We start from the raw sequence: 26,089 nt of genomic DNA, 5'->3' as shown, positions 1-26,089 counted from the left end.
TGGAGATGTCGTTTTCCAATTCATCGAATAAGAGACGATGTGTTCTTGGGAAAGACGATCGTTGAAAGATCATTCTCGTTGACCGGATCCGGTCGGCGGCTAGGCTCATGCGCATGAAGGCCTCGCGCATCGCGTCACCGAGGCTCCTCTTTCCCCATCGCACGATACCGTCGCCCCGGATTGCCTGGATCTGTCAATTGCCTGGATCTGCCATGAGCGCACGCCGCGAATTGAGGCTGAACGCCTTCGAGATGGGGGCGCCGGGCCATACCTGGGCCGGGCTGTGGCGGCATCCGCGCGACACGGCGGCGCGCTACAACAGTCTCGATTACTGGGTGTCGCTGGCCCGCACCGCCGAGCGCGGCCTGTTCGACGGGATCTTCCTCGCCGACGTGGTCGGGGTCTACGACGTCTACGGCGCTTCGCCCGCCACGGCCGTCGCCCGGGCCGCGCAGGCGCCCAACCTCGATCCGTTCCTGCTGGTGCCGGCGATGGCCCATGCCACGACGCATCTCGGCTTCGGGGTGACGGCGAACCTCACCTACGAGCATCCCTACACCTTCGCCCGCCGGCTCTCGACCCTCGACCATCTCACCGATGGCCGGATCGGCTGGAACGTGGTCACCGGCTATCTCGAGAGCGGCGCGCGCGGCATGGGCCTGCCCGAAGCCCGCGAACACGATGCGCGCTACGATGCCGGCGAGGATTTCCTGGAGGCCGCCTACAAGCTCTGGGAGGGAAGCTGGGAGGACGGCGCAGCCCGGCGGGACCGGGCGGCGGGCCTGTTCACGCAGCCGGGCCGGGTCCACCGCGTCACCCATGACGGGCCGAGCTACCGGGTCGACGGTCAGCATCTCAGCGAGCCGTCGCCGCAGCGCACGCCCGTGCTCTACCAGGCCGGGGCCTCCTCGCGCGGACGTCTCTTCGCCGCCCGCCATGCCGAGAGCATCTTCCTCAACGGCCAGACCAGGGCCATCGCGGGCAAGGCCGTGCGCGCCACGCGGCAGGCGGCCAGGGAGGCGGGCCGCGATCCCTACGACATCCGGATGTTCCTCGGGGCCACCGTGATCGTGGCGCCCACCCGCGCCGAGGCGCTCGATCTGCGCGACGAGTACGCCCAGTATCTCGACGTGGAAGGCCAGCTCGCCCTCGTCTCCGGCTGGACCGGCATCGACCTGTCCGAACTCGATGCCCATGAGGGGCTCGCCTACGTCAAGACCAATGCCATGCAGTCGTTGCTGGAGAACCTGACGCTGCCCGGCGAACGCCCCTTCACCCGCACCGATTTCGCCGAATTCGGACCGCGTGGCGCGCGGACGCCCTTTATCGTCGGATCTCCCTCCGAGGTCGCCGACGACCTGCTGGCCTGGGCGGACGAGGCCGATCTCGACGGATTCAACCTGAACCGCGTCGTCGCGCCCGAGACCATCGAAGCCTTCGTCGACCTCGTCGTGCCCGAGTTGCAGGACCGGGGCGCGTTCAAGACGCGTTATCGCGAGGGCACGCTCCGCGAAAAGCTGTTTCCGGAGGGCGGCGCCCACCTGAAGGCGAGCCATCCCGGCGCCCGCTTCCGTCGGGCCGGCGGCGAGGCCCGCGCCTCCGCCGCCTGACCGGCACCCTCTCCCCCTCCCCGATCACAGGTGTCCACGATGCCCCCGCTCCGTACCCGCCGCAGCCTCCTCGGCTTCGCGGCTGTCCTGTTCTCCCTGGCGACCGGCCCCGCCTCCGCGGAAAAACCCCTGCGCATCGGAGCGACGCCGGGACCGGTGGGACAGACCCTGGCCTTCGCCGCCGATCTCGCCCGCAAGCAGGGGCAGAATGTCGAGATCGTCGAGTTCACCGATTGGGTGACGCCCAACGAGGCCGTGGCCTCGGGCGATATCGACGCCAACCTGTTCCAGCACGTGCCCTACCTCCAGAGCGCCATCCGCTCCCGGGGCTACAAGCTGGTGGCCGTGGAGGGGGCGATCGTCCTGCCCGTGGGCCTGTTCTCGAAGACGGTGACCAGCCTCGACAAGGTCCCCGACGGCGCCTCAGTGGCCATCGCCAACGACCCCGTCAACGCGGCGCGGGGATTGCGCCTCCTGGAGACCGCCAAGCTGCTCACCCTGAAGCCGGGCGTCGGCGACGAGGCCTCCGTGGCCGACATCGTCGCCAATCCGAAGCACCTGCGGATCCTCGAACTCGAAGCGGCGCAACTGCCGCGCGCGATGGACGACGTGACCCTGGCGCAGGTGAGCTTCACCTACCTGATCGCCGCGGGCGGCGACCCCAAGACCTCCCTCATCACCGACGGGGTCGGGGACCGGCGCTATACGCTGAGCTTCGTCGCGCGGCCCGACAATCGCGACGATCCGCGTCTCGCCGCCTTCATCCGCAGCTTCCGTTCGGCGCCGGTGCGGGACTACATCGAGCGGACCTACAAGGGTTTCCTCGAACCGGTCTGGTAGCGCGGCCCCGAATTTCAGCTGCAGTCCCGACCCGTTTTTCGCAGGCGCGAGCCCGCCCTCCGGACGAGCCCGGCGCTCCCGAACAGACAGAGCATCCATGTCCCTGACCCGTCGCGCCCTGCTGGGCGGCACGCTTCCCCTGCTGGGCGGCACCCTCGCTTTGCTCACGGCCTCCGCGGCCCGGGCCGCCGCACCCCTCAGGGTGGTCGCCTCCTCGGTGCCGCATGCCGAGATCCTGACCTACGTCCAGGACAAACTCGCTCCGGACCTGCCCTTGCGGATCATCGAGATCAGCGGCGACATCCGCCCGAACCGCCTCGTCATCGACGGCGACGCCGACGCCAACTTCTTCCAGCACGTGCCCTATCTGCGCAGCGAGGAGGCCGAACTCGGCGTCCGCTTGGCCGTGACGGCGAGCGTGCATGTGGAGCCCCTCGGGCTCTATTCCCGCCGCGTCCGCAGCCTCGCCGACCTGCCGAAGGGGGCGACCGTCGCCCTCTCGAACAACATGACCAATTTCAGCCGGGGGCTGAAGCTGCTGCAGGAGAACGGCCTCATCCGTCTCCGGCCCGGCGGCGACGGCACCTTCGCCACGGCCGGCGACATCGCCGAGAACCCGAAATCCCTGAGCTTCATCGAGGTGGCGCCGCCGCAATTGCCGCGCTCCCTCGAGGACGTCGCCCTGGCGGTGATCAACGGCAATTACGCCCTTGAATCCGGCCTCGACCCGGCCAAGGATGCCCTCGGTCTCGAGCGGGCGGAGGGCAATCCCTACGCCAACGTGCTGGTGACGACAGAGGCCCTGGCCCAGGATGCACGCATCCTGACGCTCTCCACCCTCCTGCAATCGGCGGAGGTCGCCGGCTTCATCCGCGCGCGCTATCGCGGGGCGGTGATCCCCGTGAGAGGGGCCTGACCGGCGCGCACCGGCACGTCGGGGCGGCTGTCCGTGGTGAAGCCGTCCCGGTTCGGCATCCGCACCTTCGGCAGGGAGCCGGCATCGAGCTCGGCTCCCTCCGGCAGGATGCCGTTGAGATGCAGGACATAGGCGCTGAGGGCGTAGGTCTCGTCGGCGCTCAGGGATTGCGGCGCGTCGTAGGGCATGGCGCGGCGGATATAATCGAACAGGGTGGTGGCATGGGGCCAGAAGCTGCCCACCGTCCGCACCGGCTTTGCCGTCGCGAGGGTTCCCTGGCCGCCAACCAGCCGGTCCGCGGATCCTCCTTCCCCTTGCGCCCCGTGGCAGGCGGCGCAGCGCACTCCGAACAGGGCTTCGCCCTGGCGCACGCTGCCATGGCCGGCGGGCAGGCCCTGCCCGTCGGCGCGCACGTCGATGTCCCAGAGGGCGAGGATCTGCGGGGTCGCGGGGCGGCCGATCCCGGACAGGGAGACGGGCCCGGACGGGTCCGCCAGGGCGGCGCCCGTCGCCATCAGGCAGGCGAGAAGGCCGATGCCGCTAAACCGCATGGCTCACGCCTCCCTCGGCGGCGACGTGCCAGCCGGCAATCCCGTTGTTGTGGTAGAAGGACTGGGTGCCCCGGACCGAGACCAGGGCCGCGCGCGGCGGCTGGACGTAGCCCGTCTCGTCGGTGGCCCGGCTGAGGAGATGGGCCGGGCCGCCCTCCCAGCGCCAGGGCAGCCGGAACCGGGTGAGGCATCTGGGCAGGATCGGACCCTCCAGACTGGCCGCCTGCCAGCGCGCCCCGCCATCGGTGGAGACCTCGACGCCTGCGATCCGGCCGCGCCCCGTCCAGGCGAGGCCGCGGATCTCGCGAAAACCCGGCGTGCGCAACTGCTCGCCGCCCGACGGCGTGGTGATGACGGATTTGGCCTCCATCACGAAGGTGAACTGGCGCGCCGACCCGTCCGGCATCAGGTCCGTGTATTTCGAGGTTTCTTCGCGGGTCTGGAACGGCTGGTCCCCGACCTTGAGCCGGCGCAGCCACTTGATGCTGAGATTGCCCTCGACCCCCGGCACGAACAGGCGCAGCGGGTAGCCCTGCTCCGGGCGGAGCCGTTCCCCGTTCTGGGCATAGGCCAGGATCGCGCCGTCCCGCGCGAGGTCGAGGGGAAGGCTCCGGCTCATCCCGGCCGCGTCCGCGCCCTCCGCCAGGATCCAGGCGGCGCCGGGCTTCACCCCGACCTCGTCGAGGAGGGTGCTCACCTCCACGCCGGTCCATTCGGCACAGGAGAGGAGACCGTGGCTTTCCTGGATGGTCCAGCCCGGCTTGGCCCCGAGCCACGGCGTGTTGCCCGAGCATTCGAGGAAATGGATGCGCGAGACCGACGGCATCCGCACGAGATCGTCCATGGTGAGGACGAGGGGCCGTTCCACGAGGCCGTGGATCGCCAGCCGGTGGCGCTCCGGGTCGATGGCCGGCACCCCGGCATGGTGGCGCTCGAAATGCAGGCCGTTGGGCGTGATGATGCCGTGCAGGTGCTGGAGCGGCGTGCCGGTGGAGGAGGCGCCGGGAAAGGCCGGCGGCGTCCGCGATCGGCGGCCCAGAGTCTCGTAGGGCGAGGGCCGGCCATAGGGGGGAGATGCCGAAGGCGCGCCGGGCGTGCGGCTCCATTCGGGGATGGCGAGAGGTTCGCCGCTCTCCAAAGCGTGGGCGGCGGTGGCGATCCCGCCCGCCGCGCCGCCGGCCAGCCGAAGGAATCCGCGCCGGCTCGAAGACCGGCGCGGTGCGCGCGATGTGTCAGACGGCATCAAGACGGGTCCGAATGGGCGTTCGGAGAAGAACGCGAAGCGAGATGTCAGGCTGATGGCGAAAGAGGACCGTGGCTTCGTCTCTCTCGACGAGCGTCATTGGACCGTATCCGGCCTTCGCAATCAACGGCATGAATTTCTCATTTCTTGTAGAGACGCGAACAGGTCTTCCCCCGAACCTGGATGCCGAGGGGCGAATGTTCCGGATCGCATGGTGCCGGTCGAGCTCTGCCGGAATCGCCGCGCCCGATGCCGCCCATGCGGCCCGGCCTGGATGTCGGGACGTCTGGAGGATTGTTCTCTCGCTATGAGTTCGCGGGGATCGATTTCGCTCGATGGGCGAACAATTCGACAATCGATTTCATTGAATGCGCCAAGTATAGTTCATAGAACTACGGGATAGACGATCATCATAAAGATCAACCGCCCGGCACCTGCACGTGCCGGGCGCATGAGGTTTAGCGAGTGACTGGAATTCCCATCGACCGCGGCGGCGATGCCGTCCCGCCGCCGCCGGATGCGCTGATCCGTTTCGAGCAGGTGGCGAAGACCTACTCCACCCGCGACGGCGCCGGCGTGTCGGCGCTGAGCGGGATCGACCTGTCGGTGACGGCCGGTTCGGTGCTCGGGGTGATCGGCCGGTCGGGTGCGGGGAAATCGAGCCTGATCCGGCTCATCAACGGGCTGGAACGCCCGAGCGCCGGTCGTGTCAGGGTCGGGGATGCGGAAGTCTCGTCCCTCGACGAGCGCGCGCTGCGCCGGATGCGCCGCGGCATCGGCATGATCTTCCAGCATTTCAACCTGCTGTCCTCGCGCACGGCCTTCGGCAACATCGCCCTGCCCCTGGAGATCGAGGGCCGGGGCAAGGCCGCGATCCGCGCCCGTGTCGAGGAATTGCTGGCCCTGACCGGCCTCGAGGAGCAGCGCGACCGCTATCCCGCCGAACTCTCGGGGGGACAGAAGCAGCGGGTCGGCATCGCCCGGGCCCTGGCCACGGGACCGGGCGTCCTCCTCTCCGATGAGGCGACCTCCGCCCTCGACCCCGAGACCACCCGGTCGATCCTGGCGCTCCTGCGCCGCATCAACCGCGACCTCGGCCTCACCATCGTGCTCATCACCCACGAGATGTCGGTGATCCGCGCCGTAGCGGACCGCGTCGCCGTGCTGGAGGCGGGCCGCATCGTCGAACAGGGCGACGTGTTCGAGGTCTTCACCCGGCCGCAGGCGGAGATGACGCGCACGCTGCTCGCCGGGGAGATGGGGCTGACCCTGCCGGCGGCGCTCCGCGCCGGGATCGAGACCCGACCGATCGCGGGCGGCCGGGCGGTCCTGCGGATCGCCTTCCGCGGGCCTCACGCCAACGACCCGATCGTCGCGCGGCTCGCGCGCGAGACCGGCATCGAGGCCAACATCCTGTCCGGCACCGTCGACGAGATCGCGGGCCAGCCCTTCGGCTCCCTCACGGTGGGCCTGCCCGCGGGGCCGGACGTCGTCGGCCGGGCCCGCGCCTTCCTCGACGCCCACGGCCTCGTCTCCGATCTCCTGGGCTACCTGCCGGCCCACAGCGCGGAGGATCGCCGTGTCGCCTGAGATGATCCGCCTGCTGCTCCAGGCCACCGGCGACACCCTGTCCATGGTGGCCGTGGCGGCTGGTCTGGGCACGCTGTTCGGCCTTCCGCTGGGCGTCTTCCTGGCCACGAGCCGGCGCGGGGAACTGCTCGCCGCACCCTGGCTCAACGGCGTGCTGGGCCTCGTCGTCAACGCCACCCGCTCGACGCCCTTCATCATCCTGGTCGTGGCCATCATCCCCTTCACCCGCCTCATCGCCGGCACCTCCATCGGGATGTGGGCCGCCACGGTGCCGCTGACGGTGGCGGCGACGCCCTTCATCGCCCGCCTCGTGGAAGCGGCGATCCGCGAGGTCGATGCGGGCCTGGTGGAGGCGGCGCGCGCCTTCGGGGCCGGCCCGCTCACCATCATCCGCAAGGTGCTGATCCCGGAGGCGCTGCCCGGCATCCTCCTCGGCCTGACCCTCGCGGTGGTGTCGCTGCTCGGCTACTCGGCCATGGTCGGCGCCGTCGGCGGCGGGGGCCTCGGCGATCTCGGCATCCGCTACGGCTACCAGCGCTTCCGACCCGAGATGATGCTGGCCGTCGTCGTCGTGCTCATCGTCCTGGTCCAGGCGGTGCAGACCATCGGCGAGCGCCTGGCCGCCCGTCTCAACCGGCGCATCCGCCGGGTGTGATCCCGCTCCGGCAGGTTTCGTGAGAACACCCGTCGGTCAACCGGCTTGGAATGTCCCATAAAACGAACGATGGGTGCGACGGGATAAATCGACGTTCTCCGACATCCCATCGCTCGGCCGGAAACATTCTTCGCGTTGCTGCGAACGAATTGATAATGACTACAGATCGACCGTCAGAGAGACGGATCATCTCCTTTATTCGTTCTATAAAGAGAACGATTTCATTGACGGCGGGGGCGCCGCCGAGCAGATTCGCAGGACACTTTCTCTTCCCGGCGCCGCGTCCCGCGTCCGAGTTCGACAGCAGGTTTTCCATGACGACCCGACGCCCTTCCCTCTCGCGCCGGAACGCCGCGGCACTTCTCGGTGGAGTCGCCCTCACCCTGGCGGGTCTCGTCCCGGCCGCCGCCAACGAGGGCCAGCTGCGCATCGCCAAGCAATTCGGCGTGGTCTACCTGCTTCTCAACGTGGTCGAGGACCAGAAGCTCATCGAGAAGCACGGCAAGCAGGCGGGCCTCGACATCAAGGTGGAGTACGTCCAGCTCTCCGGTGGTTCGGCCGTCAACGACGCGCTCCTGTCCGGCAACATCGAGATCGCCGGTGCCGGCGTCGGCCCGCTCTTCACCCTCTGGGACCGGACCCGGGGACGGCAGAACGTCAAGGGCGTCGCGTCGCTCGGCAACTTCCCCTACTACCTCGTCACCAACAATCCCGACGTGAAGACCATCGCCGACTTCACCGAGAAGGACCGCATCGCGGTCCCGGCCGTGGGCGTCTCGGTCCAGTCGCGCATCCTGCAGCTGGCCTCCGCGAAGCTCTGGGGCGACAAGGACTTCGCCAAGCTCGACAAGATCAGCGTCGCGGTCCCGCATCCGGAGGCCGCCGCCGCGATCATCAAGGGCGGCACCGAGATCTCCGGCCATTTCGGCAACCCGCCCTTCCAGGAGCAGGAGCTCGCCGACAACCCGAAGGCCCGGATCGTCCTCAATTCCTATGACGTCCAGGGCGGGCCGGCCTCCTCGACCGTGCTCTACGCCACGGAGAAGTTCTACAAGGACAGCCCCAAGACCTACACGGCCTTCCTCGGCGCCCTCGACGACGCCGCGAAGTTCATCACCGCGAATCCGGAGAAAGCGGCCGAGATCTACCTTCGGATCAACGGCAGCAAGATCGATCCGGCCCTCCTGACGACGATCATCAAGAATCCCGCCGTGTCGTTCAAGGTGACGCCCGAGAACACGATCGGTCTCGGCAAGTTCATGCACCGTGTCGGTGCGATCAAGGCGGAGCCGAAGACGATCGGCGACTACTTCTTCGATGACCCGCGCATCAGCAACGGCAGCTGAGCGGCGCGCCATGATCTCCACGGCTCCCCGCTCCGACTTTTCCATCACAGGGCTCCCCGATCCCCGCGCATGGGCATCCGCGCGGCGTGAGGAGGCGCGCGCCCATGCCCATGCCCCGGTCGCGGCCGAGGCGACGCCGCTGCTGCGGATCAGGGGGGTGACCCTCGAGTACCGCACGCCGGAGCGGGTGGTGCGCGCCACCCATCGCATCGATCTCGATATCCATCAGGGAGATCGGTTCGTCCTGCTCGGGCCCTCCGGCTGCGGCAAGTCCACCCTGCTCAAGGCGGCGGCCGGTTTCCTCCGCCCGGTGGAGGGGGAGATCACCCTCGGCGGCGTGCCGGTTCGCGAACCCGGCCCCGACCGCATCGTCGTGTTCCAGGAATTCGACCAGCTGCCGCCCTGGAAGACGGTCGCCCAGAACGTCGCCTTTCCCTTGCGCGCGGCACGGGCCCTCGGCCGGCGCGAGGCCGCCGAGCGGGCGCGGCACTACATCGACAAGGTCGGGCTGACTCCCTTCGCCGACAGCTACCCGCACCAGCTATCGGGCGGCATGAAGCAGCGCGTGGCGATCGCCCGGGCGCTGGCGATGCAGCCGAAGGTTCTGATGATGGACGAGCCCTTCGCGGCCCTCGACGCCCTGACCCGGCGCCGGATGCAGGAGGAGTTGCTGGCCCTCTGGGACGAGGCCCGCTTCACCCTGCTCTTCGTCACCCATTCCATCGAGGAGGCCCTCGTGGTCGGCAACCGGGTGGCGCTGCTCTCGCCCCATCCGGGCCGGGTGCGGGCCGAGATCAACAGCCATGCCTTCGATCTGACCAGCATCGGCAGCCGTGATTTTCAAGGTGCGGTGCAGCGACTGCATGACCGCCTGTTCGAGGCCGCCCCCGAACCCGAAGGATCCGCGAGGGCCTCCGCATGAGCGACGCCAGTCTCGCCGGCCGGCCCCTCGTGCCGCCGATCCGTCCCGAATACGACCATGTGCTCGCCCCCTTCTTGGAAGCACCGGTGGAGCGGGTGCTGCCGTTCTCGACCCGGCTCTGGCAGCAGGATTGGCTGCGCAAGGGCCTGATCATCGTCGCCCTTGTCCTCGTCTGGGAGGGGCTGGCGCGCTGGCAGGACAACGACCTGCTGCTGCCCGGTTTCGGCGCCACGATGTCCGCCCTGGTGGAAGGCCTCGTGAACGGCGAGCTGCTGGACCGGGTGCGGATCTCCCTCGTCGTGCTGCTGCAGGGCTACGTCTGCGGCATCGTCCTGGCCTTCCTGCTGACCACCCTTGCCGTCTCGACCCAGTTCGGCCGCGACCTGCTCTCGACCCTGACGGCGATGTTCAACCCGCTGCCGGCGATCGCCCTTCTGCCGCTGGCCCTGCTCTGGTTCGGCCTCGGTTCCGGCAGCCTGATCTTCGTCCTGATCCATTCGGTGCTGTGGCCGATGGCGCTCAACACCTATGCGGGCTTCCAGGGCGTGCCCGAAACCTTGCGCATGGCCGGTCGCAACTACGGCCTGCGCGGCCCGTCCTACGTGATCCAGATCCTCATCCCGGCCGCCCTGCCGGCGATCCTGTCCGGCCTCAAGATCGGATGGGCCTTTGCCTGGCGCACGCTGATCGCGGCCGAGCTCGTCTTCGGTGCCTCCTCGGGGCGCGGCGGCCTCGGCTGGTACATCTTCCAGAACCGCAACGAACTCTACACCGACCGCGTCTTCGCCGGTCTCGTCCTCGTCGTCGTCATCGGCCTCGTCATCGAGAACGTCGTGTTCGCGGCCTTCGAACGGCTCACCGTGCGGCGCTGGGGCATGGCGCGATGATCGTCGGGCGGTCTTTCATCGCGGCGGAACGGGCAGGCCCCCGAGATGCGGCCGGATGATCGTCAGCATCCGTTCGGCCGAGGTGCCCGGCGGGAAGAAGCCGAGATAGGCCCCCGACCGGTCCATCAGGTAGATGAAGGCCGAGTGGTCGATCGTCCTGTCACCGTTCGTCCCCGCTCCCGCCTCGAAGAACACCCGGTAGGCATCGGCGGCCTGACGGATGGCCGCAGGATCGCCCGTCAGGCCGACGAGCCGGGGTGAGAAGTTCGGGACGTATTCGGCGAGATGCGCGACCGTGTCCCGCTCCGGATCGAGGGTGACGAACAGCGGCTGGACCGAATCGGCCTCCGCGCCCAGCAGGGTGAGCGCACGCGCGATCTCCATGAGGTCGGTCGGGCAGATATCGGGGCACGAGGTGTAGCCGAAATAGACGAGGAGGAGCTTGCCGCGAAAGTCGGCCTCCGTGCGTGTGCGTCCCTCGTGATCGACGAGGGTGAAGGGCCCGCCCACCGGCTCGCGGTTCCACATCAGCACGTCCATCAGCTCCGCCGCCGAGCGTCGCGCCGGCTCCGTGCCCTTGACTGGCTCCGCGCCTTTGGCCGGCGCCATGGGGTGCCAGGCCAGGAGGGACAGGAGCAGCGCCGCGGCTTTGGACCTACGCACCGAAGGTGAGACGGCTGCCCGTGGTCGGCACGATCACGTTGGCGGGCATCTGCGCCTGGGCTTCCAGGGCGAAGTTGAGGCCGCTGCAATGCATCGGGATGACCACGTCGGGGTCGAGCTTTCGAATCTCGGCGACGATCTGGGTGAGATAATCCTTCGGCGCCGGCCCGAGATGGAACCCGCCGACGATGGCGTGGACCTTCTCGACGCCCGAGACGGCCTGCGCCTGCCGCACCGAATTGACGATCCCCACATGGCCGCAGGAGCTGATGACGACGAGGCCCTTGCCCTTCACGTTGAAGCAGGTCGCGTGTTCGTGGACATGCTCGTCGGGAATGATCTGTCCCTGCAGTTCGGCCGGCGAATAATGGGTGGCATCGCAGCCGAGACCGTCCTTGATCCCGCGCTCCACGAAGGTGTTGGGCAGGATGCGCTCGATGGAGGAACGCTTGATCTGGCCGGTGGTGAAGGCGTGCCCGGCCACCACCGTGGGCGTCTCGCACAGGACGGTCCTGATCTTCTGCGCCGTCAGTTCGCGCCGGTCGAGCTGGCCGAAATCCGTGAACTGCCCCTGCACCTTGCTCGGGCTGACGCGGTGACAGAAATTGTCCTCGCCGCCGGCATAGAGCGTCAGGTCGGCGGGGAGCGAGGCGCGGTACTTGTCCAGGAACCCGTTGAGGCCGCCGTAATGGTCGTGATGGCCGTGGCTGACGATGAGGGCGTCGATCCTGGACGGGTCGACCTGCAGGATCTCGATGTTGTTCAGGAGCGCGTCGGGGCTGTAGCCGAAATCGAGCAGGATCGTCCGCGCCTCCTCCGCGCGCTGCGATTCCACGAAGAGCGACAGGCCCCATTGGTTGTGCAGGACCTTGCGGTAGTCGCTGCCGCGCCCGTTGCCGGGCGGCTGGTGGACGACGCCCTGCACCGTCGCCGGCTTGAGGAACTGGTCGTGGGAGGAATCGATCAGCACGCGCAGGCTGAGCCTGTCCACCGTCGGCACGTCGATGCCTGCGGCATTCGCGATCTCGATGCAGGAGAACCCCGCGGTCGCGCCCGCGGCAAAGGCCGCCGAGGCTCTCAGAAAGCCCCGCCTGTCGATTTCTCGGGCCATGCCATCCTCCCCGACGCCGACGCGTCGCATTGCTCACTATGGTGACGTTATAGCCGAGCTCGTCCTGACTGGTATGCTGTATTTCCAAGGCGGCGAAGGTAATCGTTCTGCATTCGGTGACGGTGATGAAATTCCATTTCTTCGGGATGCTGCTCCCGCTGCATGGTCGGCGCTCCACCCCGACAGGGTTCCTCGCCTCCATGTCGCATGCGTCCCGGCTCCCCCTTGGACGGTAGGAGCGTCCCGCGTCCGGCCCGTGGACAGCGAGCCACGCGCCTCCATGCGGCGCGGGTCCGGCATGAAGGCGAGGAAAAGCCACGGCGCACACGAAAGTCGGAATGGCGTTCCCGCCTTTGCAAGAACAACGGAAGCTCATTCTGTCGCTGTCGGACTATACAAGCGTCTTCACAAGACGAAGCCGGGCCTGCCCGGTCCGTCATCGACGGGGCGGCGGGCCGATGGGCGACATAGACTCGTATCTCGTGGAGAAGCGTCGCGCGCTCGACCTCCGCACCAAGCGAATTCGCGAAGGCGCGGTCTCCGCCGTGTCCCTGGCGGCACGCGCGACGGTGGAAGGCGGCAGCGGCGTTCGCCGAATCGGGATCCGCCGGCACGCCATCGTCAGCGATAGCGGTCCCGACCTCGCCGGTTTCGATCTCGGGCCGAGTTCGCCCGAACTGCAGCTCGGGGTCCTCGGGTCGTGCCTCGCGCATACGGTGCTGATCCAGGCCGCCCTTCAGGACGTGCCGATCACGTCCCTGGAGGTGGAGGTCTCGGGGACCTTCGATCCCCGTGCCGGCGCCGAGGGGTACGAGGACGTCCCCGTCCATCCCCATGACCTGTCCTACGAGGTGCGTCTCGAGTCGCCGGCCGATCCGGCCCGGATCGCGGTGCTCCACGCGCGGGTCGAGAAGGCCTGCCCCATCCTCAACCTCTTGCGCCTGCCTCAGGGCGTGAGCGGCCGCTTCACCGATGCCGCACCGGTTCGCCGGGCGGATGCATGACACAAGGGAGATCAATCCGTGACGATCACCAGACGCCGCGTGCCGAGCCTGCTCCTCGCGCTCGGAGCCGGCCTCGCCGCCCTCACCGGCGCCGTCGCCGCGCAGGCCGCGCCGAAGGAGTTCCGGATCGGTTACCAGAAGATCGGTCTCATCGTCGTCGCCCGGCAGCAGGGGGTGATCGAGAAGCGCCTGGCCGCGCAGGGGACCAAGGTGCAGTGGGTCGAGTTCCAGGCCGGGCCTCCCCTGCTCGAAGCCCTGAGCGCGGGCAGCATCGATTTCGGCTATACCGGTGACGCCCCGCCGATCTTCTCGCAGGCGGCGGGCGGCAACCTCGTCTATGTCAGCGCCGCGGCGCCCTCCGGCGACGGTGAGGCGATCCTGGTCAAGGAGGCGTCGCCGATCCGGTCGGTCGCCGAGCTGAAGGGCAAGAAGGTCGCGTTCGGTCGCGGCACGAGTGCGCACAACCTCATCATCGCCGCCCTGGAGAAGGCCGGCCTGACCTTTTCGGACATCACGCCCGCCTACCTGACGCCGGCGGATGCCGGCTCGGCCTTCGCGAACGACAGTGTCGACGCGTGGTCGATCTGGGATCCCTATTTCGCCGTCGCGCAGGCGCGGAACAAGACCAGGGTGCTGACGACCTCCGGCGAGACCCTCGACGTGTCGGCCTATTTCCTGGCCAACCGAACCTTCGCCGACCAGCATCCGGACGTCATCGTCCAGAGCCTGGCGGGGCTCTCCGAGGCGGCGGCCTGGGCCGACGGGCACCGCGACGAGGTCGCCAAGGCGCTGAACGCCGTGACGGGCATCCCCTACGAGATCCAGAAGGTCGCGGCGGACCGCACCCGTTTCGGGGTCCGGCCCCTCACCGACGCGATCCTGTCGGGACAACAGGCGACGGCGGACCGCTTCCACCGTCTCGGGCTCATCCCCCGCGCCATCCAGGTGCGTGACGCCGTCTGGACCCCGCCGCGCACCTGATCCCGCAAGCCCCGGCCCCCCCACATCGTGACCACCCGCGCCGACGGCCCGCGCATCGTCATCGGAGTGACCGTCACCGATCACCGGGGCCGGGTCTGACGGGGCGACCGCGGCGCTTCCGGCAGACGGGGTCGGTACGGTCGACGCGGAGTGGCGCGGGCCAGCTCCCGTCTCGACGCCGTCTTAGGCCCCGTCCTGGCTTCTGCCTTGCGCGACGGGGCCGGCCCCCGGATCAGACCACGAAGATGTCGAGGTGGCCGAGATCCGCCTTGTTGGTCAGGACGGCGAAGCGCATCGCATCGGCGGTGCCGCTGCCATACGCATCGTAGGAGAGCGCGCCCGTCTCGTGGTCATAGAGGATACGGTCGTCGGCATCGAGCCGGGCGCCGGGAACGCCCAGGTCCTTGAACGCGCCGGCGGCGAGGCGGCCGGGTGCCAGGGCCGCGAAGATGGCGTCGTCCAGCCGGATGCGGTCCTCGCCGACGGTGAAATCGGTGATGCGGTCGACGTTGCCCGCCCCGAGGGTGGTCGAGAAGGCGAAGACGTCCCGGCCGCCCATGCCCCTCGAGACGTCGGAGCCCGATCCCCCGTCGAGGGTGTTGGCGCCTTCGTTGCCACGCAACAGGTTGTCGAACGCGTTGCCGGCGAGGTGCAAACGGGCCGTGCCCGTGGAGACCGCGAGCTTCAGCACCTCGATCTCCTGCCCGGCGGCCAGGGCATAGCTCGCTGAGGCGACGACCGTGTCGCGACCTTCTCCGCCCGTCTCGAAGACACGGTCGGCGTGCCGGTCGACGATGTAGGTGTCGTCGCCGGCGCCGCCATGGAGACTGTCCGTGCCGCCCTTCCCGTTCAGGACGTTGTCTCCGGCATTGCCGCGCAGCACCTGATTGATCTCGTTGCCCACGAGCTTGAGGGCATCGGTGGCGGTGGCGTCCCGTGCGGCCAGGAACTCGATCGACTGGCCGGTGCCGAGGGCGTAGCCGACCTCCGCGAGAACCCGGTCGTAGCCCTGATGGGCCAGTTCGAAGACGCGATCGGCCCTGGTATCGACGATGTAGGTGTCTCCGCCTGTGAGACCGTAGAGGAAGTCGGACCGGTCGCCTCCGTCGAGGAGGTTGGCGGCCCCGTTGCCGACGATGGTATCGCGCCCGCTTCCGCCGATGGCGGTCTCGATCACCGTGCCTTGCGCGATGGCGATGTTGTTGGTCAGCCCAGCGACGCTGCTGATGGCCCCCGACCGGAGGTCCACGAAGGCGGCCTTCGCGAAACCCGACAGGTCCAGGCTATTGTGGCGGCCCTCGTTGTAGAGGGTCAGCACGGGCTGCGTGTTGAGGCTGAAATCGTAGATCTTCTCCAGGGGACCGGCGATCGAGCTGTTGAAGCCGTAGGTCTGGCCGCCCGAGAACGGCGTGTCGGCCGGCGACGCGGCGCCGTAGAGTTGCTGGATCGCCAGGATGTCGAGCTGCATCAGCGATTGGCTGGATTTGCGGGTTTCGCCGTCGGCGCGGCCCCAATCGGTGCCGGCGAGCGCATCGTTCGCGCGGTACTTGGCGTCCTCTGCCTGGGTCCAGTCGATGTAGGACATGACCGACCATTCCCGGTCGTCATAGGCGCTGAATTGCTGCGTGGCGGGATCGACGTTGCCGTTATAGGGGCCGCCATGGCCGAGGCCGAGGACGTGGCCGATCTCGTGCACGATGGTCCCGAATCCGTATCCGGCGGCCTCGTGGAGGGAGCCCGACAGGTCGAATCCATGCCTGCTCGTATCGATGGAGACCACGACCTGGCTCTGAGGCGTGCCCAGGGTGCTTCCGCTGCCGCGTGAGCTCGTGTTGCTCGTATCCGCCCGGCCGTCGTTCCCGCGATGGATCAGGACATCGGCACCCGTGCTCGACGCCGCCGCCACGAAGCGGACATCCGCCACGCCCGACCAGGTCGCGAAGGCCCGCAGGACGGTGGCCTGCTCGTTCGCGGAGAACGACGAGTCCGGATCGAAGGCATAGGTCACCATCGCCCCGGTTCCGGCGGTGGGCGCCCCCCATTTATGGGCGGTCCTCCCCTCCCAGCCGGCGAAGCTCACATCCGTCAGGGTTCCGTCGGGCGAGAGCCCGTTGATGAAGGACACCTCCTCGGTCATCGTCGGAGAGACCGGCGCGCCGTCGGTCCTGAAGGCGACGAGGCCGTGATCCGCGTCGTAGACGTAGCTGTGGTCCCGGAAGAAATGGGCTCCGGTGTTCATGAACGATTCCGAGCCGTGGAAGGCGCGGTTCTCCCAGACGTTGGACGGCGTCTCCGCTCCCTCGTCCCCGAGGACGAAGCCGTAGCTGGTGGCTGCGCCGTTCGCGCCGGGAACGGTCACGGACAGGATGCTGCCATCGGGCATCAGGTGGCCGGGCTTCGTGATGCCGGGATAATGGACGAAGGCTTCCGGCGTGCCGGTGTCGAAGAGCAGATCCATGCCGTTATGGACCCTGCCGTCGATCACCACGGTGCCGGTCGGCGAGAGCCAGTCCTGCGGGCTGCCCGCCAACGGGGTCGAGGGGGCCTCGTCGAGGGCCTGAACCGTCCAGCCCGCGTCCCCGTCGCCGAGGGACCAGCCGAGATGCATCCCCTGACCGTCGATCATGTAGCTGTGGGCCATCTCCCCGCTCTTCATCTCGGCGAGGTTCAGGACGGCGTTGTTCGCCGAGGTGAGCGTGGTCCCCACGACGTTCGTGGCGTAGCCGGTGTTGAAGCCGATGCCGAGCATATGCGTCTTGCTGTCGCCGCCGCGGACGAGGGCGGTGACCGTCGTCGTCGGCACGCTGCCGTCCGGCAGGGTCGCATCGGGGAAGGCGAGGATCAGCGGAACCCAGTGGCCGGATTCCACGGTGCCGTCGCTGCTGTATTCCAGGCTCCCCGTTTTATATTGCGGATAGAGCGTCCAATCGATCGCACCGACCGCGGCCTCGACGAGCGCCTGCGGAAGCACGGTGGCCCAGGATCCCGTATCCACCTGGAACGTGCCGGTGGCGGGCGGTACCTCGACGCCGGTCATGTGGGTCGCATCGGGAGTGGAATGCGTCGCCGGCCGGGTCTGGCTCAGGGCCGCGGGAACGGGCTGCCCGTCGGTCCCGGCGATGCCGACCACGGAGACATGGGCGAACAAGCCGTTCTGAAGGCCCGCCGTCTCCAAGGGGCGGTAATCCGGTGGCGTGTTTCCGGTCTCCGCACCCGGCGGGGGCGGCAACGCCGTATAGAGCGGGACGAGGACTTGGGAGTTCGGCGGTGGGGTCGTCATCGTGCGGGCTTGGGACCGAGGTGAGTGCGGTGACGACCCGCCCCCGATGCCGGATATCGACGGGGCCGAGGCGTCAGCCAACGAGGGGATCGCCCCGGATCATCGAATGAGTTCGTGAAGAAACTCATCTCCTTCCCGCTGGAACGGGCCGGGTGTCCGAGGTTCCGTCCCGCTGTCGTAGTCCGGTGCACCGACGCTCCAGCCACTCGGGCCTCGATCCTACGGACCAGGCCCTGAGCGGATCCCGTTCGAGAACGGAGCGGTTCGAGGGGCCGGGCCGATCGGGAGCCCGGGCTCGCCGCGCCGGCGCTGAAGCGCTCTCCGCCGAAGTGGATGCCGTTTCGGCGAAAAAGAGTGCAACACAACAAGGGTCGAGAGCTGTGCCCCGACCCGACGTGGTCGGCCGCAGCTCTAGACCGACCCGGCCGCGTGCGTCATCGCCGCCGCCGCTGCCGCCAGTCCCCAGCGGACCATCTCCTCGGCCTGCGCGGCCGTTTCCGCCTCCGCGTAGCAACGCAGCTCGGGCGCATTGCCAGATGCGCGGAAGTGGATCGTTCGGCCCCCGTCGAGTCCGACCCTGACACCGTCCTGTTCGTCCACGGCCTGCGGCGTACCGAGCGGGCGGAAGAAGTCCGCGCGGAACGCTGCCTGACCGAGTCGGCGCAGCAACGTGCCGCTCCGCTCCGCGGGCGTGTCGGGCAGACGGTCGCTGGCGGTCTCGCCGACATTCAGGGAGAGGACGAGCTCGGCGAGCGTCAGGCCGGCGTCCCGTGCCGCCGCCAGGGTCGCCACGATCGGAAGGATCGCGTCGCGCGTGGGCAGGGCGGGGAGGATCTTGTCGCCGACGGCAACGTCCGAACCGAGGAGGAATCCGCCATTGGCCTCGAAACCGACGACCGTCGTCGCTCCCTCGCTCTGCGCCCGGCCCATCCCGGCGATGACGAACGGCGAGCCGACCTTGGTGCGCAGCACGCGCCGGAAACCGCCCGCATGCTCGATGGCCGAACCCGCCGTGACGGGAACGACCACCGTGTCGACCCCGAGATGACGGGCGGTGATCAGTCCGAGCACATCGCCCCGGACGATCCGGCCGGCGGCGTCCGCGAGCAGTGGCCGGTCCGCGTCGCCATCGGTCGTCACCAGCGCGTCGAAGCCGCCCGATGCCATCGCGTCGCGGATGAATGCGATGTCCTCGGGGCGGTGGGCCTCCGTGTCGATGGGCACGAAACTGTCCGAGCGGCCGATGGCGACGACCTCGGCCCCGAGGGCGGCCAACACGTCGGAGAGGAGATCGCGCGCCACGGAACTCTGCTGGTAGACCGCGATCCTCTGGCCGGCCAGGATGGTGGACGGGAAGGCATCGGTGTAGCGCCGGCGGTAGCGGTCGATCGCTCCCGGTTCCCGCATGGCGGCATCGACCGGCGGCATGTCGCCGACCTTGGTGACGTCGCCCAGGGCGGCGAGGATCGCGACCTCGTCGGACTTCGTGATCTCGCCGTCGGGCCGATAGAATTTCAGGCCGTTGCGATCCGATGGAATGTGGCTGCCCGTGACCATGACGGCGCAGGCCCCGCGCCGGAAGCCTTCGAGGGCGAGGGCCGGTGTCGGCAGTGCTCCGCAATCGAACACCGTGAAGCCGGCCCCTGCCGCGGCGGCGGCCACCGTCGCCGCGATCCCCTCGCTGCTGTCACGCAAATCCCGCCCGATCACGACGTCGCGGCTGGCGCCGGTCGTGGCGGCGATCGCACGGAAGAACGCGCTGGCATAGGCGTAGCTCGGCCATCCCACGAGGTCGCTCACCAATCCGCGCAGGCCACTGGTCCCGAATTTCAGACTGCTCATGAGCTTTCCACGTGTGATGGGCGCGCTCGGCACGCCGAGCGGCAGGACAAGCCCCGCTTTTAGGGGGAGTGCGCCGTCGTCTCAATCGGTCGCGACGAGACGTTTCCGCCCTGTTCGGGCGCAGGGTCGGACGGCCGCCCGAGCACCGGGCTCGCGCGGGGTCAGGTTGCTGGGTGGGCGGGTGGATGCCGCATCACGCGATAGCGGTGATTCGATGGAGAAGCGACATCAGATCCGATTGGCGGCGTGTCTGCGTCTTGGAGAAGATCGACGCCAGATGTGTCCGGACAGTCCAGAGCGTGATACGCTTGTCGGATGCGATCTCCGCAAGTGTCTTCCCGTAGCAGATCTGCTTGGCGATACTGGATTCCGTCAGGGTCAGGCCGAACATTTTCTGCATGACTTCGTTGCTGGGATCTGGATTCTCATCCAGATCGACAATCGTCACGAGCGTATAGCCATAGGCATCTTTTTCGTCGCCGGCCGGCATCGCGTGGATGGCCAGGGATCGTTTTCCGACGCGCGGTACCATGATCCACGATTCGGACCTGTGCCGGAATCGTGTTCCGCCCGCTTCGAGCACGCTCTTGAAGCCGGACCTCAGATCGGTGATCTTCGCCGTCTGATCCTGGTTGAACTCCTGGATGGCCCGGATCGCGGCCTGATTGGACTCGACGACATCCCCGTCGGAATCCAGCAGAAGCGCGCCGCAGCCCATGCGATCCAAAACGCCGAAGAACCGGCTGTTGATCGACACGATCGTCCCCCTCTGAATATTATTCTTCTTCAATATTCTAACGAGACAGGGTTTTTTCCTGCGCTCTCCCCTTCGCTTCGCCGGCCGAACCCAATTCGGCGGGAAGCGGATGTGCAATGCGACCGGACATCCCCAAGACCCGAACTCCCTCAGCGCGCCCAAACTCGCAATGATGACGGCGGCCCCTCAAAAGTTCGCGGCCCCGTGAACCGATGTATGTGGTCTTACAACGCCAGAGTCCGCTGCAAAATGAACACGTTCACAATTCGCATTTCTGTCGATGGTTCCTCGTCCAGTTCCGAGGCGGAGCGGACATTCCGATTCCCCGAGATAACCAATTGTCAGGCGTAAGGAATTTCAGATTTTCCAAAGTCAGGCCGCCGGGGCGCCGCCTCTCGCCGATAAATTATCTCGGTTTGTCATCCCTCATATGAGGGAGGCCGGAGGGTTTTTATTTTCGGGGCTCTCCCTCAAACGAGGGATGTGAGTCGCTTTCCCGCCCCTTAGAGGTTGCCGCGAAGGCGGGACCAAAACCCGCTTCGTATTTTGAATTCAGGCTGGCACTCGAAGGTCAGCCAAAGGTGGATCGTTTCTGCCAACCTTTGTGCGGCGGTACAGCGGCTGCTGATGCTCACCCACTTTCGTGTCGCGTCTGAATTTTCAAATAATCAGCACGTCAGCGTCGATCGCTGCCCAGGGGAATTGCCATGCCGTCACTCGTCTCCGAGCTGCCCACGATCAATGAGAACACCCTCGTTGTCGGGTATGTTGGTGATACCGATGCAAATTCTGCGACGGGTGAATCGACGACGGGCATCACCTATGCGATCTCGAAGAGCTTCGACGGCGCCAAGTTCCAGATCGACTCGAATGGACTGCTGAGCTTCCGCCAGGGCCAAGCCCCGAACTTCGAATCCCCGACGGACAGCGACAATAACGGCGTCTACCGCGTGACGGTCACCGCGCGGGACAGCAGCGGCGTCCTCACCTCGAAGACCTATAATGTCAACGTCGCCGACGTGAACGAGAATCCCGTCGCGGTCCTGGACACGGCTACCGTCAGCGACACCGCGGCTTCGGATGACGGTGTCGGCAAGCTCGACGTGCTCGCCGGCGCTGGCGTGCTCAAGAACGATACCGACCCGGATGCCAACAGCACGCGGACGGTCACGTCCGGCTCGTTCGGCCAGAACGGGACTCAGGCCGTCGTCGACGGCAAGGTCACGCTGTCGGGCACGTATGGCACCCTGACCCTCTTCGCGGATGGGAGCTACCAGTACGTCGCCAACGTGGAACTCGACAAGCTGCAGGCCGGGTCCAATCCCGTTGACGTCTTCAACTACACCATCACCGATAACGGTGGCCTGACCAGCTCCTCGACGCTGACGATCAACCTCAAGGGCGCCAACGATGCGGCCGTGGTGGCGGGTGACGCTGCGGCAGCGTGACCGAGGCGGGCGGGGTCTCGAACGGCACCGCGGGGACTGCCACCGCGACCGGCCATCTGACCAGCACCGACGTGGACAACGACACGAGCTTCACCGCGGTCACCACCGCGACGGGGAGCGTCAAGGGCTACGGCACCTTCACGGTCGCCTCCGACGGCACCTGGACCTACACGCTCAACGACGACAATTCGACTGTCCAGGCGCTCAAGGCGTCAAGCGATCCGATCTCCGACAGCTTCGTGGTCAAGACCATCGACGGCACCGAGAAGACGGTCATCGTGACCATCAACGGCGCCGACGATGCGGCCGTCGTGGCGGGTGTCGCGACGGGCAGCGTGACGGAGGCGGGCGGGGTCTCGAACGGCACGGCGGGCACTGCCACCGCGACCGGCCATCTGACCAGCGCCGACGTCGACGATGCGAACATCTTCCAGGTGGTCTCCACTGCGACGGCGAGCGCCAACGGCTACGGCACCTTCACGGTCGCCTCCGACGGCACCTGGACCTACACGCTCGATAACACCAACGCGACGGTTCAGGCGCTCAACACCGACAGCGTCCCGCTCTCCGACAGTTTCGTGGTCAAGACCTTCGACGGCACCGAGAAGACAGTCACCGTGACCATCGCGGGCGCCAACGACGCGGCCACCGTAAGCGGGACCATCGCGGGCAGCGTGACCGAGGCGGGCGGGGTCGCCAACGGCACTGCGGGCACTCCCACCGCGACCGGGCAATTGACCAGCGTCGATGTCGACAACGACACGAACTTCACCGCGGTCACCACCGCGACGGGGAGCGTCAAGGGCTACGGCACCTTCACGCTCACCTCCGACGGCAACTGGACCTACACGCTCGATAACAGCAACGAAACCGTCCAGGCGCTCAAGGCCGCCAGCAACCCCCTGACCGACAGCTTCGTCGTGCACACCACTGACGGCACCGAGCAGACGGTGACGGTCACCATCAACGGCGCCGACGATGCGGCCGTCGTGGCGGGTGTCGCGACGGGCAGCGTGACCGAGGCGGGCGGGGTCTTGAACGGCACGGCGGGCACTCCCACCGCGACCGGCCAGCTGACCAGCACCGACGTCGACGATGCCAACACCTTCACCGCGGTCACCACCGCGACGACGAGCGCCAACGGCTACGGCACCTTCACGGTGGCCTCCGACGGCACCTGGACCTACACGCTCGATAACACCAACGCGACGGTTCAGGCGCTCAACACCGACAGCGCCCCGCTCTCCGACAGTTTCGTGGTCACGACCGCCGACGGCACCACGAAGACGGTCACCGTCAGCATCGCCGGCGCCAACGATGCGGCCATCGTGACGGGTGACGCTAAGGGCACCGTTACCGAGGCCGGCGGCGTCAACGACGGCGAATTGAATGATCCCGCGGCGGCTGGCCAGCTGATCAGTGGCGACGTCGATAATCTGAGCACCTTCAAGGTGGTCTCCGATGCGGACAGCGTGAAGGGCTATGGCACTTTCACAGTCGATTCGAACGGCGAGTGGCTCTACACGCTCGACAACGACAATTTGACCATCCAGGCACTCAACGTCGGCGACACGCTGACCGACAGCTTCGTGGTCACGACCATCGACGGCACCGAGAAGACGGTCACGGTGACCATCGAGGGCGCCAACGACGCGGCCACCGTGAACGGGACCAGCACGGGCAGCGTGACCGAGGCGGGCGGGGTCTTGAACGGCACGGCGGGCACTCCCATCGCGACCGGGACATTGACCAGCGTCGATGTCGATAACGACACGAGCTTCACCGCGGTCACCACCGCGACAGGGAGCGCCAGCGGCTACGGCACCTTCACGGTCGCCTCCGACGGTACCTGGACCTACACGCTCAACAACGACAATTCGACCGTCCAGGCGCTCAACGTCAGCGGCCAGCTGACCGACAGCTTCGTGGTCGAGACCATCGACGGCACCGAGAAGACGGTGACGGTGACCATCCATGGCGCCAACGATGCGGCCACTGTGACGGGTGTCGCTGCGGGCAGCGTGACCGAGGCGGGCGGGGTCTCGAACGGCACGGCCGGGATTGCCACCGCGACCGGCCAGCTGATCAGCACCGACGTGGACAACGCGAACACCTTCACCGAGGTCTCCACCGCCACGGCGAGCGCCAACGGCTACGGCACCTTCACGGTCGCCTCCGACGGCACCTGGACCTACACGCTCAACGACGGCAATTCGACCGTCCAGGCGCTCAACGTCGGCGACAAGCTGACCGACAGCTTCGTCGTCACGACCGCCGACGGCACCGCGAAGACGGTCACCGTCAGCATCGCGGGCGCCAACGATGCGCCGGTCATCACGAGTTCCGCTTCCTTCTCGGTGGATGAGAACAGCACGGTCGTCGGAGCGGTCCATGTCTCGGACACCGACGACACCGCGTTCACCTATTCGATCCTGACGGGAGGCTCCAACGGCGCCGATGGCGGGATGTTCGCCATCGACGCGAGCGGGAACCTGTCCTTCAAAGTGGCCCCGGATTTCGAGGCGCCGACCGATGCCGGCGCGAACAACGGCTATGTCGTGACGGTCCAGGCCCTGGACAGCCATGGCGGCGTCGTGACCCAGACCGTGACCGTCACGGTCAACGACACCACTCCGGTCGCGGCCAATCTTTCGGGTAACATCAACGAGAACACGAAGGACCTCGGCAGCGTGATCGCACCGGGTGGCGACACCTCCAGCGTCACGTTCGACATCATCTCGTTCGGCGACGACGACGCGGACCTGTTCCAGATCGACGAAGCAGGTCATCTCTCCTTCAAGACCGCGCCGAACTTCGAGGCCCCCACCGACCAGGGGGGCGACAATACCTATAAAGTCACCGTCCAGGTCACGGACTTCGCCGGTAACGCAACGCCGAAGACGTACATCTTCACCGTCAAGGACGTGAACGAAGCGCCCGTCGCGCTGGCCAATGTCAACTCCGCCGCGGATACCTCCGGCACCGATGCCGGCGTGACCAAGCTCACGGCGCCCGCAGGGACCCTGCTCGCCAATGACACGGATCAGGATGCCGGTGCCAACGGTACGTTCACCATCGTTTCGGGTGCGGCCGGCAACGGTGCGGATCAGGCGCTCACCAACGGGAGCGTCACGCTCACCGGAACCTACGGCACCCTGACCCTCCATGCCGATGGCAGCTACGAGTACGTCGCCAACGCCGCCTTCGACGCATTGCATGCGACCGATACCCCGACGGACGTCTTCACCTACACGATCCGGGACGGCGGCAATCTCACCGCCTCGTCGACGCTGACCATCAGCCTCACGGGCACCAACGATCTGGCGTCGATCACCGGAACGGCGACCGGCGCTCTCACGGAGGACGCGACCCCGAACTCCATCGGTGGACAGCTCGCCGTCGCCGACGCCGATGCCGGCGAAGCCTCGTTCAAGGCTCCCGCGTCTCTGGCGGGCACCTACGGCACCTTCACCTTCGACACCACGACCGGAGCCTGGACCTACGCCCTCGCCAACGGCACGACCCCCGTCGATAAGCTGTACGGCGGCCAGTCCGTGACGGACCGTCTCACGGTCGTGTCGTCCGATGGTACGGCTACGCAGGACATCGCGGTCACGATCACCGGCGTTAACGACAAGACGGTCCTCAGCGCGATCACGCCCGCCTCGTCCTCGGTTACGGAAGCTGGGACCGCGACTGCCCAGGATCTGGGCGCGATCACCGGCACGCTGACCTTCACCGATCTCGACGCGGGCGACACGCTCGCGGCATCCATCGAGGGAACTCCGACCCTCAAGCTGAACGGCGTTGCTCTGACGGGCAGCCAGGCAGCTATCCTCGAGGCGGCCCTCGTTGACGGTAAGCTGACCTTCGGCTCAAGCGTCACCTCGAATGGCGGGGAGCAGACGCTCGGCTACACCTACGATGCGGCGGCCGCCAACCTCGACTTCCTCAACGCGGACGACTCGCTGGTCGTCAGCTACCAGGTGAAGGTCGGTGATTCCGACACGCGCACCCTCAGCTTCACCATCACCGGCACCAACGATGCCCCGACGGTGGCGGCGGCGCTGACGGTCTCGGCCGTCGAGGGCGCTGCGTCCTTCACCAAGAACCTGCTTGAGGGTGCGTCCGACCTCGACAACGGCGCCGTGCTGACGGTGACGGGCGTCACCTACAAGGTGGGTTCGGCCGATGCCTCGACGACGGCTCCGGCCGGGATCAGCCTGTCCGACCATAGCCTGACGGTCGATCCGACCAACGCGGCCTTCGACCACCTCAAGGCGGGTGCGACCGAGACCATCCTGGTGAGCTACGAGGTGAGCGACGGCAAGGTCACGGTCGCCCAGACCGAGACCATCACCATCACCGGCACCAACGACAAGACGATCCTCAGCGCCATCACCTCCCCGGCCAGCGTGGCCGAATTGGGCGATGCGAGTGCCC

19 protein-coding genes are annotated in these 26,089 nt (G+C 67.5%); 12 read left to right on the top strand and 7 right to left on the bottom strand.

Annotated features, from left to right (window positions below):
- Positions 1-212 precede the first annotated feature (212 nt).
- From MKK51_RS02950 to MKK51_RS02940, 3 genes are all read left to right on the top strand, one after another.
- Positions 213-1,610, top strand: coding sequence for an LLM class flavin-dependent oxidoreductase (locus tag MKK51_RS02950; RefSeq protein ID WP_243974867.1), 1,398 nt, complete (start codon positions 213-215; stop codon positions 1,608-1,610).
- A gap of 39 nt (positions 1,611-1,649) precedes the next feature.
- Entirely contained in the window at positions 1,650-2,450 is an 801-nt protein-coding gene (locus tag MKK51_RS02945; RefSeq protein ID WP_243974866.1) for a MetQ/NlpA family ABC transporter substrate-binding protein, read from the top strand.
- A gap of 97 nt (positions 2,451-2,547) precedes the next feature.
- Positions 2,548-3,366, top strand: a complete 819-nt coding sequence (locus MKK51_RS02940; RefSeq protein WP_243974865.1) for a MetQ/NlpA family ABC transporter substrate-binding protein — start codon at positions 2,548-2,550, stop codon at positions 3,364-3,366.
- Here MKK51_RS02940 and MKK51_RS02935 read toward each other — a convergent pair.
- Positions 3,330-3,917, bottom strand: a complete 588-nt coding sequence (locus MKK51_RS02935) for a c-type cytochrome (RefSeq protein WP_409565600.1) — start codon at positions 3,915-3,917, stop codon at positions 3,330-3,332. The genes MKK51_RS02940 and MKK51_RS02935 overlap by 37 nt on opposite strands.
- Positions 3,907-5,160, bottom strand: coding sequence for a sulfite dehydrogenase (gene soxC, locus MKK51_RS02930; protein ID WP_243974864.1), 1,254 nt, complete (start codon positions 5,158-5,160; stop codon positions 3,907-3,909). Before soxC ends, MKK51_RS02935 begins: the two co-directional genes overlap by 11 nt.
- Positions 5,161-5,625: 465 nt before the next feature.
- On the opposite strand from soxC, the gene MKK51_RS02925 reads away from it, so the two are divergent.
- The 5 genes from MKK51_RS02925 to MKK51_RS02905 all read left to right on the top strand — a co-directional run bounded on the left by MKK51_RS02925 (position 5,626) and on the right by MKK51_RS02905 (position 10,560).
- Entirely contained in the window at positions 5,626-6,750 is a 1,125-nt protein-coding gene (locus tag MKK51_RS02925; protein ID WP_243974863.1) for a methionine ABC transporter ATP-binding protein, read from the top strand.
- Positions 6,740-7,405 carry a methionine ABC transporter permease gene (locus MKK51_RS02920; RefSeq protein WP_243974862.1) on the top strand — a complete coding sequence of 222 codons (666 nt, stop codon included), beginning with the start codon at positions 6,740-6,742 and terminating at the stop codon, positions 7,403-7,405. The genes MKK51_RS02925 and MKK51_RS02920 overlap by 11 nt, the downstream gene beginning before the upstream one ends.
- 314 nt (positions 7,406-7,719) lie before the next feature.
- Complete coding sequence (locus MKK51_RS02915) at positions 7,720-8,751, top strand: ABC transporter substrate-binding protein (protein ID WP_243974861.1); 1,032 nt, start codon at positions 7,720-7,722, stop codon at positions 8,749-8,751.
- A 10-nt stretch (positions 8,752-8,761) separates the two neighbouring features.
- Positions 8,762-9,673, top strand: a complete 912-nt coding sequence (locus MKK51_RS02910; protein ID WP_243974860.1) for an ABC transporter ATP-binding protein — start codon at positions 8,762-8,764, stop codon at positions 9,671-9,673.
- Complete coding sequence (locus MKK51_RS02905; protein WP_243974858.1) at positions 9,670-10,560, top strand: ABC transporter permease; 891 nt, start codon at positions 9,670-9,672, stop codon at positions 10,558-10,560. Before MKK51_RS02910 ends, MKK51_RS02905 begins: the two co-directional genes overlap by 4 nt.
- A 15-nt stretch (positions 10,561-10,575) precedes the next feature.
- On the opposite strand, the gene MKK51_RS02900 is transcribed toward MKK51_RS02905, so the two are convergent.
- Positions 10,576-11,223, bottom strand: coding sequence for an SCO family protein (locus tag MKK51_RS02900; RefSeq protein ID WP_409565599.1), 648 nt, complete (start codon positions 11,221-11,223; stop codon positions 10,576-10,578).
- Positions 11,216-12,334, bottom strand: coding sequence for an MBL fold metallo-hydrolase (locus MKK51_RS02895; protein ID WP_243974857.1), 1,119 nt, complete (start codon positions 12,332-12,334; stop codon positions 11,216-11,218). The genes MKK51_RS02900 and MKK51_RS02895 overlap by 8 nt, the downstream gene beginning before the upstream one ends.
- Before the next feature lie 458 nt (positions 12,335-12,792).
- Between MKK51_RS02895 and MKK51_RS02890 the strand changes: the two genes are divergently transcribed.
- Together MKK51_RS02890 and MKK51_RS02885 are read left to right on the top strand one after the other, a co-directional pair.
- Positions 12,793-13,338 carry an OsmC family protein gene (locus MKK51_RS02890; protein WP_243974855.1) on the top strand — a complete coding sequence of 182 codons (546 nt, stop codon included), beginning with the start codon at positions 12,793-12,795 and terminating at the stop codon, positions 13,336-13,338.
- A gap of 18 nt (positions 13,339-13,356) precedes the next feature.
- The gene (locus tag MKK51_RS02885; RefSeq protein ID WP_243974853.1) at positions 13,357-14,319 is read left to right on the top strand and encodes a sulfonate ABC transporter substrate-binding protein; all 963 of its coding nucleotides are present in this window, start codon (positions 13,357-13,359) and stop codon (positions 14,317-14,319) included.
- A gap of 232 nt (positions 14,320-14,551) precedes the next feature.
- Here the strand turns inward: MKK51_RS02885 and MKK51_RS02880 are convergent, their stop codons facing one another.
- The 3 genes from MKK51_RS02880 to MKK51_RS27345 all read right to left on the bottom strand — a co-directional run bounded on the left by MKK51_RS02880 (position 14,552) and on the right by MKK51_RS27345 (position 20,198).
- Positions 14,552-17,599 (bottom strand): M10 family metallopeptidase C-terminal domain-containing protein, encoded by a 3,048-nt coding sequence (locus MKK51_RS02880; protein WP_243974852.1) that lies wholly within the window; start codon positions 17,597-17,599, stop codon positions 14,552-14,554.
- Positions 17,600-18,010: 411 nt separating this feature from the next.
- Entirely contained in the window at positions 18,011-19,441 is a 1,431-nt protein-coding gene (locus MKK51_RS02875; protein ID WP_243974851.1) for a phosphomannomutase, read from the bottom strand.
- A 193-nt stretch (positions 19,442-19,634) separates the two neighbouring features.
- A complete protein-coding gene (locus tag MKK51_RS27345) occupies positions 19,635-20,198 on the bottom strand; it encodes a helix-turn-helix transcriptional regulator (protein WP_243974850.1) in 564 nt (187 codons plus the stop codon).
- Between the two features lie 707 nt (positions 20,199-20,905).
- Here MKK51_RS27345 and MKK51_RS02865 point away from each other — a divergent pair.
- Positions 20,906-21,646 (top strand): VCBS domain-containing protein, encoded by a 741-nt coding sequence (locus MKK51_RS02865; protein WP_243974849.1) that lies wholly within the window; start codon positions 20,906-20,908, stop codon positions 21,644-21,646.
- On the top strand, positions 21,643-26,089 hold a 4,447-nt coding region (locus MKK51_RS02860), incomplete at its 3' end, for a beta strand repeat-containing protein (RefSeq protein WP_243974848.1). The genes MKK51_RS02865 and MKK51_RS02860, both read left to right, overlap by 4 nt.

This window comes from Methylobacterium sp. E-045 (genome assembly GCF_022829685.1).
GTDB lineage: Bacteria > Pseudomonadota > Alphaproteobacteria > Rhizobiales > Beijerinckiaceae > Methylobacterium.
The sequence above is the reverse complement of the archived record's forward strand: the minus strand, read 5'-3'. Positions and strand labels throughout refer to the sequence as shown.